The organism is Schaalia vaccimaxillae DSM 15804, assembly GCF_000420425.1.
Classification (GTDB): domain Bacteria; phylum Actinomycetota; class Actinomycetes; order Actinomycetales; family Actinomycetaceae; genus Pauljensenia; species Pauljensenia vaccimaxillae.
Window position 1 is genome coordinate 60,100 of sequence record NZ_ATUX01000007.1, and the last position, 11,509, is coordinate 71,608.

Consider the following 11,509-nt stretch of genomic DNA (forward strand, 5'->3'; position numbering starts at 1 on the left):
GGCGTTGACGCTGACATTGTTAACAATACGCCCGTATTTTTGTCTGCCGTCCAGTTGCTAGGGCTGATTGACGGCGACAACTTTGCAAAAGTAAGGCGCAATACGGTCTGGTCACGGACGGAAGTCCCGCATTAAGAAAGGGTGCCCCGAACAGGATTCGAACCTGCGACCTTTCGCTCCGGAGGCGAACGCTCTATCCACTGAGCTATCGGGGCCAACGCCCAGAGTCTAGCAGCGCTATCGCATAGTCAGTGAACCGAGAGCCTTCCCTTCGCTCGCCCATAGCCTGCGCTCGGCCTGTTCTGGGCAGAGATGACCAGAAGTCGTGACCGGTGCCATACTTGGAGTGTTGAATCACCATACAACCCAAGGGAGGGTTCCATGCGAGTCCATATCGGCACCGATCACGCCGGCTTCGAACTCAAGAATGCAGTCGTCGAGTACCTAACAGACAAGGGCTACGACGTCGTCGACCACGGTGCGCACGAGTACGACTCCCTCGACGACTACCCGCCGTTCTGCATTGAAGCAGCTGAGGCCGTCGTAGCTGAACCGGGCTCACTCGGCATTGTCATCGGTGGTTCTGGCAACGGCGAACAGATGGCAGCCAACTGTGTCAAGGGAGTGCGTGCTGCCCTCGTCTGGAACGATGCAACAGCACGCCTGGCTCGCGAGCACAATGACGCCAACGTCATTTCGGTGGGTGCTCGCCAACACAGCGTCGACGAGATCTTCGCCCTCATCGATGCCTTCTTGGAAACCCCCTTTAGCCAGGACGAGCGCCACCAACGTCGTATCGACCTCATGGGAGCCTACGAGGAACGTACCAAGGCCTGATGGCTTCAAATAGTTCATGCAAGGGGCGGTCTCATTGACGAGGCTGCCCCTTGTGCTGTGATGAGATGATCCCCCTGGGAGTTCGCGGCCCTGGGGCCTAGACCTTTAGGCTTGAGTACGTGACTCCAGAAGAACTTGCACTCCTGATCCGTGACGCCCTCGTAGCAGCAGCCAACGACTCGCGCCTATCCCTGTCCGCCGATGACATCCCCGAGGCCGTCAAGGTTGAACGCCCTCGTAACCGTGACAACGGCGACTGGGCAACCAACGTTGCGATGCAGCTGGCAAAGAAAGCCTCCATGGCTCCGCGTGACTTCGCGCAGGTCCTGGTAGATGAGCTGAGCGCTAACGAAGGAATCGATTCCGTTGAGGTCGCAGGCCCCGGATTCATTAACATTCGTCTGGCCGCAGCCTCCGCCGGTGAGCTTGCCCGCACAATTGTCACCGCGGGCGAAACCTACGGAACCAACCCTTCCCTTGCAGGCACGCACATCAACCTCGAATACGTTTCGGCTAACCCGACCGGGCCTGTCCACTTGGGCGGCGCGCGCTGGGCAGCAGTAGGCGACTCTCTATCCCGCCTGATGGTGGCCTCGGGCGCTACCGTGACCCGTGAGTACTACTTCAACGACCACGGCTCACAGATTGACCGCTTCGCCAACTCCTTGTACGCCAGGGCAATGGGGCGCGAAGCTCCCGAGGATGGCTACGGCGGCCAATACATCGGTGATATTGCCGCCCAGGTTCGCGCCGACGCTCAAGCAGCGGGCCAACCCGACCCCATCACCTTGGACGAGGCCGACGCCATTGAAGCCTTCCGCGCTCGCGGCGTGGAGCTGATGTTCGCCGAAATCAAGCAGCGCCTGGCCGACTTCCGTTCCGAGTTCGACGTCTTTTTCCACGAAGACTCCCTGCACGAATCCGGCGCAGTCGCCGCCGCGATTGACGTTCTGCGTCAGCGCGGCGAAGTCTTTGACGAGGACGGCGCCATCTGGTTGCGCACCACGAAATACGGCGACGACAAAGACCGCGTCCTCATTAAGTCCGATGGCCAGGCAGCCTACTTTGCCGGAGACGTCGCCTACTACCTGGACAAGCGCAAGCGTGGTGCAGACGCGGCGATCTACCTTCTGGGCGCCGACCACCACGGCTACATTGGCCGAATGATGGCCATGTGCGAGGCCTTCGGTGATGAACCTGGCGCAAACATGCAGATACTCATCGGCCAGATGGTCAATCTTGTCAAGAACGGACAGCCGGTTCGCATGTCCAAGCGGGCAGGCACCATCGTCACTTTGGATGACCTCGTGGATGCTGTGGGCGTGGATGCGGCGCGCTACGCCCTCGTGCGAGTCTCGATGGATTCCAACCTCGACATTGACTTGGATCTGCTGACCCAGCACACAAACGAAAATCCCGTCTACTACGTCCAATATGCCCACGCCCGAACTTGCAACGTAGCGCGCAATGCTGCCGAGCACGGGGTGACGCGCGACAGCGGATTTGACCCGGGAGCTCTGGACACCCCAGCCGATGCGGACCTTCTGGGTGTTTTGGCGCAGTTCCCCGCACAGATCGCTCAAGCCGCCGAGTTGCGCGAACCTCACCGCGTGGCTCGTTACCTCGAGTCCCTGGCTGCCGCCTATCACGCCTGGTACGGCCAATGTCGCGTCACCCCACGTGGAGACGACCCAGTTGAGACAGGACACGTGGCGCGCCTGTGGCTCAATGATGCCGTCACCCAGGTGCTGCGCACGGGCCTGGGCCTGCTGGGCGTTGCCGCTCCGGAAAGGATGTAAGCGTGTCCGAGGAGCGCAACCCCGCTGATTCTCTTCCCGTAGGCTCCCTGGTGTGTCCAGAACCGAGCGAACGACCAGATCTGTGGCCGTGGACAACGCGTCGCAATGAGGATGGAGTCCTGGAAATTGGGGGAGTGCCCCTGACTGTGATTGCGCAGGACTTCGCCACCCCCGCATTCGTCCTCGATCATGACGATCTTGCAGGACGCGCACGAGTGTGGTCCTCGGCAATGGCTGAGGAGTTCTGGGACGGATACGGGATGAGCGGGGGCGACGCCTTCTACGCTGGCAAAGCTTTCTTATCGTCGGATGTGGCGCGCACCGTGGTATCTGAGGGGATGGGGGTCGATACCGCTTCGTTGGGTGAGATGACGCTGGCTCTGCGGGCCGGAGTTGACCCCGCGCTCATCGGCTTGCATGGAAATAACAAACTGGATGATGAAATCGTTTTGGCTTTGCAGGCTGGGATTCACCGAATCTTCATTGATTCGATGGACGAGGTCGCCCAGATTGAGCGCATCGCGGGTCGTATGGGAGTCACCGCTCCTGTGATGGTGCGTTTGAAGTCTGGTATTCACGCGGGTGGAAACGAGTACATTGCAACGGCCCATGAGGACCAGAAGTTCGGAGTCTCTTTGGCTGACGGCCAGGCACTTGAAGTTGTCCGTGCGATTCGCGAAGCCGACCACCTGGAGTTTCTGGGTCTACACAGTCATATCGGTTCTCAAATTGTGGGGACGCAGGCCTTTGTCGAGGCTGCGCGTATCGTCCTCGAATTTGCTGCTCGCCTGCGTGACGATCTGGGAGTCGCCGTTGGTGCTATTGACCTTGGAGGCGGTGTGGGGATCGCCTACACGGGCGATGATGAGGTTCCCACGCCGCCGGTTGAAGTCGCCCGAGCCTTGGCAGCTCAGGTGCGTCAGACCTGCCAAGAGCGAGATCTGCCTATTCCTCATGTGTCGGTGGAACCGGGACGTTCCATCGCCGGTCCAGCCATGGTGACCGTGTATCGGGTGGGTGTCATAAAAGACGTTGGCCTGCCGGGTGGTCGAGTTCGCCGCTACATTGCGATTGATGGCGGTATGTCCGACAATATTCGGCCTGCGTTGTATGGGGCTCAGTACACGGCGACACTAGCGAATCGGCTTCCTGATTTCGAGGGAGCTGGATCCGTTCGGTGCCGAATCGTTGGCAAGCACTGCGAAAGTGGTGACATTGTCATTCATGATGTTGATCTGCCCGGCGATATTCGTCAAGGGGATTTGTTAGCGGTGCCGGCAACGGGTGCTTATGGCTACTCGATGTCGTCGAACTACAACATGCTGACAAAACCTGGTGTTGTGTTGGCTCAAGGTGGGGCTGCGCGTTGGATCATCCGTCCACAAACGATTGAGGATCTTTTAGCAACGGATGAGGGGCTGAAATAAAACCAGTCGAGGTATCGTGTAATGACTCTGCCTGGCATAGCAAGCTGCCTTTTTGGAATCTGGTGCCTGTGATTATGACTCAGTAGCTCAAGTGCAAACCTTTATTGAGTAAAGAAATTCCCAAGATGTGGATGGTTGTCGTCCACAATCCTCTCAGTGAGTAAAACAGAAACAGTCCCATTGTTGGCCAATGGGCACGTCCTCAAACAGTGAGAGTAAGGGAAAACTCATGAACCACGTCTCCCGCCATCTCCGGGTGGGGAGCGCACTGGCGATCTCCTGCGGCCTCCTCGCAGCCGGGACCGTCGTCGCCCCTGCCGCGTATGGTGCCGACCCGATTGTCTCGCGTAACTTCCTTGTCAATGGAACTTCTGACGTTGAAAACGGTGTGCCGCGCAACTATGCCGTCAATCTTGCCGAAGGGTCTTCACAAGCTTCCCTCAACGCTGCAGTCGCTGCAGCGCAGAGTCTGGGAGCTGTACCTCTCGCGCAATATTCGTCGTTCTCGACCTTCTTCGTCCAGGCAGCCCAGGGGGACTTCGCCAGCAAGCTTGCAGCGCAGCTTTCCGGTTCGGTCAATCTCCACTCCATCGGCCCCACGCGAGGTACCGTCATTAGTGGCGACGAGGTCGTGGCACCTGGCGTCGATCCTGTGGCTGCAGCTCGCGAGGCCGACCTCGAAGTTGGGCTTGCCGTCACCAGTCAGCTCGACGATTTCACTCCGGACCCCGGCAGTGACTTAGCCTGGGGTTTGACAGCAATCGGTGCTCTCGAGGCTCAGAAAGTTGACGTGCCCCTCGAAGCGGTGACCGTTGCCGTCCTCGACACCGGTATTGACGCTACTCATGAAGATCTCGCTGCCCAGGTTGACGCATCGAAGTCTGTCGGCTGCCAGGTCAATGGTCTACCCAACACAGCCCCTTCTGCATGGGCCGATGACCACTACCATGGCACTCACGTTGCCGGTACCATCGCCGCTGCCCACAATGGGATTGGTGTTGATGGCGTCGCGCCGTCAGCAACCTTGGCAGCAGTCAAGGTATCGAACGCTGACGGCATGTTCTATCCCGAATACGTTGTCTGTGGATTTGACTGGGTTACCACTCACGGTATCGATATCACCAATAACTCGTACTACGTCGATCCGTGGGAATACTGGGTTCCCACTGAGTCTTCCCAGGCCGCTGGTTACGAGGCTGTTCGTCGCGCCGTTCAGTACTCGACCGACAACGGCGTTGTGAACTTCGGTGCCGAAGGCAATTCTGATGCCGATCATGACAACCCCACTATCGATGATGGCTCTCCCAACGACACCAATACCCATATCACTGGGCGCGATGTCACCAACGGCATCGACATGCCGTCGATGCTTCCCGGTATCCTGTCGGTGTCTGCCGTCGCCCTACCCGCAAACGCTGACCCGGCCACAGCCGTCTTAGAACGTTCTGACTTCTCAAACTACGGCGTAAACTCGGTTGATATTGCAGCACCCGGCTCAGCCATCTATTCCACTATTCCCAATGGGTACCGCGTCCAGTACGCAAACCTGTCGGGCACCTCCATGGCCTCACCGCATGCGGCTGGTGTCGCTGCTCTTCTCAAAGCGATCCACCCTGATGTGACACCTTCAGAGCTGGCTAATTTGATGAAAAAGCAAGCTGGTGAGCTGTACTCGCGTCTTGCGGATCCGGCTCAGGATGCAGGTAAGGAATACCGCGGAGCTGGCCTCGTGAATGCATTGGCAGCGGTGCTCAAGGACCAGCCGAAGCCCACAGTCACGGCGGTTGAGTATTCGACCGACGGACAGAATTGGCAGCCTCTCGAAGGAGCTGAACTCACTGGTCAGGGATATATTCGGGTCACTGTAGCTGGACCGGTGACAGCTGCGACTGTTTCCATTCCTGGGCTAGCCAACTTTGGTGGGCTTGAAGGTACAGCTGATGGTTCCTTCGGTGGAATGCTCGTGCTGACTTCGGACCAGTTGACCTTCGAAGCTGTTGATCCGACTGGATTTACTGTTGAGATTGCTGCCTACGGTCGTAACAACGATGAGCGAGCTGACGATGACGTAACTGCGAGCACGGCGTTCACAGTCAAGCCCGCCCAGCCTGCCGTCACCCCTGCGGTTTCTGATGCCCAGGCGGATACTGTCAATTCAAATCTGACTGGAGAAAGCAAGGCCGTTGCTAAGAAGAAAGGTGCTTCTTCACAGTTGGCTAGCACCGGTGTTCAGTCTGGTGTGGTTGGATTGGCAACAGCCCTGCTTCTGGCTGGGATCACTTTGTGTTCAGTGGCAGGTCTGGCTGTGAAGGCTCATCGAAACCACTGATCTTGTCGGACGAGGGCTGGCGGTAATTCACCTTCAGGTGAATTACCGCCAGCCCTTTTGTTTAATAACGATCGGTATTAGGCTGGTTACATGAATACAAACACCTCTGCCTACATTGATCTCAACTCTGGAACCCGAATCCCTCAAGTCGGTTTCGGAACTTTCCAAATTCCCCCGGCTGATACCCAAAAGGCCGTTGAAGAAGCCCTCGAAGTGGGATACCGCCACATCGACACCGCCGCCGGGTACTACAACGAAGCTGGCGTTGGTCAAGCTGTGCGCGCATCCGATCTGGCACGCGACGAGGTCTTCGTGACCACAAAGCTACGCAACTACGATCAAGGCAAGGTGCGCGCCCGCGAGGCCTTCAACCGGTCCTTGGACGCCCTCGGATTAGATCGTGTCGACCTGTACCTCATCCATTGGCCTGTGCCATCAGCCGACCTCTACCTCGAAACTTGGGAAATCCTTCAGGAGATCCGTGATGAGGGCTTAGCAACGTCCATTGGCGTCTCAAACTTCCTCCCCGAACACCTGCGTCGACTCGTTGATGTTTCTGGCGAAGCTCCTGCAGTCAACCAGATTGAAGCGCATCCTTTATTCCATCGACCAGAACTGCGTGACCTATGCCGCGAACTCGGAGTCGTCGTCGAGGCATACTCTCCACTTGGCCAGGGGGCAGACCTGCGTGATCCGACCGTGCTTGGTATCGCGGAGAAGCTTGGTGTGACCCCAGCCCAAGCTGTTTTGGCGTGGCACGTGGCCGCCGGCCACGTCGTCATCCCCAAGTCCACTCATCGTGAGCGTATGGCTGAAAACCTCGCTGCAGCCACCGTTGAACTGTCTGAAGAAGACTTCGCAGCCCTGGATTCCATGCACCGCGAGGACGGGCGCGTTGGCGGCGATCCTGCCGTCTTCTCCTTCCCGCAGACCCTCGAAGATATGGAAGAACGCGGCGAATCCAACGACGACTGAGACATATTGACTCGGATAAAAAATATGCTCTACCGGCAATGCCGGTAGAGCATATTTGCTTGACGTTAGAACTTGAACTGATCCAAGAGGATCTGCAGGCCTTCGGCCATGGTGGGGTGAGAAAAGGGTAGGTAACGCAACTGCTGCGCGGTCATCTGCGCTGCCATCGCAACCTGGACAACTGAAATGACTTCGCTAGATTCAGGACCCACCAGGGTCATGCCCAAAATCCGATGAGTCTGAGCATCCACGACTGCTTTCCAGACTCCTTCGGTATGCCCCAAGGTTTTTGCCCGAGGAACCTGCGCTACTGGAATCGAGGCGACCAGAACATCGTGACCCTCTGCGTGGGCGTCTTCTTCAGACAATCCGATGCGCGCCAATTCGGGAGTGGTAAACACCGAATAGGGGATGAGGCGGCCTCGGGTCGTCGCCTGCGGATCAGACAGGTCAGCGCCCTCGAATTGGGCGCGGATCACCCGGAAATCATTCCACGAAGCGTGAGTGAACATGGGTGAACCCGCGGCGTCGCCAGCCGCCCACACGCCCTCGACACTGGTCCGAAGATGCTCGTTCACGATGATGAAACCGCGATCATCGACGGACACTCCCGCCTCTTCTAAACCAAGTCCATCGGTGTTGGGCGTGCGGCCCGTGGCAACGAGCAACTCGTCTGCCGTCACACTTGATCCATCTGAGAGCACCACGGTGGTCTGGTTATTCTTCCGGCTCACGGATTCGGCGCGCACGCCGTGCACAATAGTCACACCTTGAGATGCCAGGCCGTCCTCGACGACCCCAGCAATGTCAGCATCCTCGCGGGGCAACACGTGATCCGAAGAAGAAATGACGGTGACATCGACACCGAAAATCGACATCATGGAGGCAAACTCGACCCCGATATAGCCTCCTCCGATAATCGCCAAGGACTTCGGCAAAGATTCGAGGCGAAGAATGTCCTCATTGGTCCAAGCACCGACCTCGGACAGGCCTTCAATAGGCGGCAAGCTTGGGCGCGAACCGACGTTGAGTAGGATCCGCTCTGCGTGAATACGCCTGTGGGAACCGTCCTCGAGGTCGACGCTAACCCAGCGATCCGATTCCAGACGTGCATTGCCTCGCATAAAGTCGAGTCCGTCGGCGGCGAACATCTTTTCATGAGCCCCGACCATTGCCCCAACGACGCCCTCTTTGCGCTCACGCAGCCCGGCAAGATCAATGCGGGCAGTGTCAGTACCTACGACGCCGTACTCGTCATTCGACTGAGCTTCAAGTAAACGGCGAGCTGAGGTCACCAAGGTTTTTGTGGGGATGCACGCGACATTGATGCACGTGCCACCAATGTATTGACGCTCAATCATGGCGACGCGCCAACCTGCGGCCGCTCGGTTCATGGCAAGCGATTTTCCGGCTTTACCGCCGCCAATAACAATGAGATCGTAGGAGTGGGTGGCGACGGGCGCGCTGTGCGCAACTAATTCAGGCATGAGTTCCTTCATGGTGGTGAAATGACGACAACGTCAGGTTCAACGCGCGTAGGCGGCGGGTTATTCCGCCATCATCGCACTCGAGGCTTGGCCCGCGAGGTCGGTTGGGCCGTCACAGGATCTTCGGGCCACGGATGCTTGGGGTAGCGCCCACGCAACTGGGACCGCACATCCTGGTAGGGCCCAGACCAGAAGGAACGCAGATCTGAGGTTACTGCAGCGGGCCGTCCCGCAGGATCCGTCAGATGCAGCAGCAGCGGCAGCCGCCCGTCGGCAAGAACTGGGGTATCGACCCACCCGAATGCCTGCTGAACCCGCAAAGTCAGGATGGGCGTTCCCGTGGACCAGTCAATTTTCTTAAGTCCGCCAGCGGGGATTTCCAATGACTCTGGAGCGAGTTCATCCAAACGTGCCGCATCAGGCCACGGCAGTAGCGCCCGCAGCGCATCGAGCATGGAAATTTGGCTGAGGGGCGTCCCTTGCGCCAACTTCAAAGTATGAGGTGCAAGCCATTCGTCGGCCCGTTTGATGAGCGCTTCGTCAGAGACATCCGGCCAGGGAGCTCCAATCGCCTGATGCAACGCCGACATGCGGGCCCGCAGGTTCGTTGCTGCATCATTCCATCCAAGACTGGCTAGTCCCTGCTTTGATAGGCCTTGAGTGACAATGTCGAAGGCTTGTGCCTCATCAATGGAATCTGTGGGGCGAGTGCTGAGCTCGATGGCTCCCAGGTTCTCCGATTCGAAAGCACGAATTTTGTCCCCTTGCAGAGATATCGTCACATGACAGGAGCGCAGTGGGGCGGCGGCACGAAGGGCGTCATCTGGCGATATGGGTACAGCGGACAGAATCCGTGCTTGGCGAGAGGTGCCGCTTCGGTCAATGCCTGCTACAGCGAGCCATTCTTCGCCTTCCAATGGCGAGTTTGCAGGAAGTTGGGCACCTAGACCGTTGGCCAGCAGGTAGGCAGGCGAATCCGGGCGTTTGCGCGCGATCCATTCGGGCCTGGCCAGTGCGACCACGAGGGCGAGGGCGTCCTCGTGTGAAAGAGACGAGTCCCCAACCTGGGTAGCCGCAATCGTGTCAGAGACCAAGGAGAGTAGGCGTGCACTCTGGTCGCGCACACGAGTCTTGAGCCCGTGGTCTGATGAGGATGAGAGACGACGTTCAAAAGCGGCCAGGTCTGCTGCGGGCACTCGCGGGTCTTCGCTGAGCAACGCAACATAGCGTGCTGCCCGTTCTCGACCTATCTGGGGCGCAGAGTCAACGAGGGCGCGTCCCAGCGGCGGGTCAAGGGGGAATCTGGCCAGTTCGCGTCCCATCGCGGTAGGGGCCCCGACCTCGTCAATCGCCCCCAAGGAACGCAGACGCCCACCGGCTGCTTCCAGCGAACCGACTGGCGGAGCGTCGAGCAGGGCAAGGGATGCCATATCAGCATTCCCCCACACGGCTGCCTGCAGGCGAGCGTCCGTAAGGTCTTCTACTGCGATGCCGGGAGCGGATTGAGAGGGACGCCGCGCCCACTCGACCTCGTCCATCAGGCGGATTGCCACGCCTGCTCCCAGACGGGCGGCGCGGCCTGCGCGTTGTTCGAGGCGCGCCCTCGACGCTGGAACCGTCGCTAATCTGGTGACTGCCCGCCCCGCATCCAATCGCGGCTCCCTGGCTAAACCGGAGTCGATGACCACGCGCACTCCGGGGACAGTTAATGACGATTCGGCAATGGAAGTCGACAAGACGATGCGCCGCCGCGAGCCGGGGGAGAGGACCTCGTCTTGGTCTCGGGCAGGCAGCGCCCCGTGGAGGACCCGCACATCAGCGCCATCGGGCGAGCCCAGCAAAGCCCGCACACTTTCAATCTCGCCAACGCCAGGTAAGAACACCAGAATGTCGCCGTCAGTAGAGTCCAACGCGTCCATGATTGTTCGGGCAATATGGCCCAGGAACTCGCGTCGCACCCCGATTCGATCCGGCCCAACCGGCCCGAGCGCCTCCATGCCCCGCGCAGGTGGCGCCCAACGAATATCTAGCGGATGCGCGACCCCCGGAATGTTGATGGTGGCGGGTTTTTCACCGATGGCTTGGGCTAGCAGAGCCGAGGTTCGGTCGGCTTCCAAGGTGGCGGACGTTAAAGACAGGGTGAGGTCTTCGCGCACAGTGGAGCGCACATCTAGTAGGAAAGCCAAAGCCAGGTCCGTGTCGAGGTCGCGTTCGTGGAACTCGTCGAGGACGACGCCGCACACCCCCGGCAGCTCGGGGTCAGACTGGAGGCGGCGCAACAGGATGCCTGGAGTCACCATTTCAACGCGGGTTGCCCGAGATGTCTGGGAGTCTCCCCGCACCGTGTAGCCGACTTGGCCGCCAACCTTTTCTCCCAGCAGGGAGGCGATTCGCCGGGCAGCTGCGCGCACAGCCACACGGCGAGGCTGGGTCACCAGGACCTTGCCGGCGGCACCGGCCTCAGCTAAACCCACAGTCAGAGCCGGCGGGAGCAGCGTTGTTTTTCCTGTGCCCGGTGGGGCAGTGACCACGCTTGCAAGACCCGGCACTCCAGCGTCGATAATGGCGGGCAGCGCAGACACGACCGGCAGGTCTGGTGGAGAGGCAATGAGGTCTTCGAGGCTGCGCACCCAACCAGTATCCACGATCCGCGGG

The 11,509-nt window shown here is 59.2% G+C and carries 7 protein-coding genes and 1 tRNA gene; 5 read left to right on the forward strand and 3 right to left on the reverse strand.

Annotated features, from left to right (window positions below):
- Window positions 1-142: 142 nt before the first annotated feature.
- Window positions 143-215 (reverse strand) — tRNA-Arg (locus G439_RS0105305).
- 166 nt (window positions 216-381) lie between these two features.
- Between G439_RS0105305 and G439_RS0105310 the strand changes: the two genes are divergently transcribed.
- The 5 genes from G439_RS0105310 (at window position 382) to G439_RS0105330 (ending at window position 7,367) form a co-directional block, all read left to right on the forward strand.
- Window positions 382-837, forward strand: a complete 456-nt coding sequence (locus G439_RS0105310; protein ID WP_022868151.1) for a ribose-5-phosphate isomerase — start codon at window positions 382-384, stop codon at window positions 835-837.
- Window positions 838-956: 119 nt separating this feature from the next.
- The gene (gene argS, locus G439_RS0105315; protein WP_022868152.1) at window positions 957-2,636 is read left to right on the forward strand and encodes an arginine--tRNA ligase; all 1,680 of its coding nucleotides are present in this window, start codon (window positions 957-959) and stop codon (window positions 2,634-2,636) included.
- 2 nt (window positions 2,637-2,638) lie between these two features.
- Window positions 2,639-4,063 (forward strand): diaminopimelate decarboxylase, encoded by a 1,425-nt coding sequence (gene lysA / locus G439_RS0105320; protein ID WP_022868153.1) that lies wholly within the window; start codon window positions 2,639-2,641, stop codon window positions 4,061-4,063.
- Window positions 4,064-4,292: 229 nt separating this feature from the next.
- Window positions 4,293-6,392, forward strand: a complete 2,100-nt coding sequence (locus G439_RS11275) for a S8 family peptidase (RefSeq protein ID WP_022868154.1) — start codon at window positions 4,293-4,295, stop codon at window positions 6,390-6,392.
- 90 nt (window positions 6,393-6,482) lie between these two features.
- Window positions 6,483-7,367 (forward strand): aldo/keto reductase, encoded by an 885-nt coding sequence (locus G439_RS0105330; protein WP_022868155.1) that lies wholly within the window; start codon window positions 6,483-6,485, stop codon window positions 7,365-7,367.
- A gap of 65 nt (window positions 7,368-7,432) precedes the next feature.
- Here the strand turns inward: G439_RS0105330 and G439_RS0105335 are convergent, their stop codons facing one another.
- Window positions 7,433-8,854, reverse strand: a complete 1,422-nt coding sequence (locus tag G439_RS0105335; RefSeq protein ID WP_022868156.1) for a dihydrolipoyl dehydrogenase family protein — start codon at window positions 8,852-8,854, stop codon at window positions 7,433-7,435.
- A gap of 71 nt (window positions 8,855-8,925) precedes the next feature.
- On the reverse strand, window positions 8,926-11,499 hold the full coding sequence (gene hrpB / locus G439_RS0105340; protein ID WP_022868157.1) for an ATP-dependent helicase HrpB: 2,574 nt from the start codon (window positions 11,497-11,499) through the stop codon (window positions 8,926-8,928).
- Between the last annotated feature and the right edge of the window lie 10 nt (window positions 11,500-11,509).